Origin of the sequence: Priestia sp. SIMBA_032, assembly GCF_046535215.1 — a bacterium.
Lineage (GTDB): Bacteria > Bacillota > Bacilli > Bacillales > Bacillaceae_H > Priestia > Priestia aryabhattai.
Window position 1 is genome coordinate 1 of sequence record NZ_JAWRXD010000479.1, and the last position, 279, is coordinate 279.

The window sequence follows — 279 nt, forward strand, 5'->3', positions numbered from 1 at the left end:
GTACATCGTCGCTATCAAGAGTACCAAGAGAGGGCTCAATCTCTTGATAAGACGAAAGAGATATAGTAAGATGACTACATGTTGCCTGAACGGTTCGGTAATTTTAATTATTGATTATAAGGAGATAGGTTTTATATGCTATCAAAAGATAAACTTGCTCGTATTAATGCTCTTTCAAAAAAGGCAAAGGCTGAAGGTCTGACACAATCTGAAGCGAAAGAACAGCAAGAGCTACGTCAGGAATATTTAAAAGTTTTCCGACAATCTATGACAAATCAC

At 36.6% G+C, this 279-nt stretch carries 1 protein-coding gene; it reads left to right on the forward strand.

Going from position 1 to position 279, the window contains the following annotated elements; genetic code table 11:
- Positions 1-135: 135 nt before the first annotated feature.
- Positions 136-279, forward strand: a 144-nt coding sequence (locus SB717_RS35215; protein WP_410907547.1) for a DUF896 domain-containing protein, incomplete at its 3' end; no start/stop codon positions are given.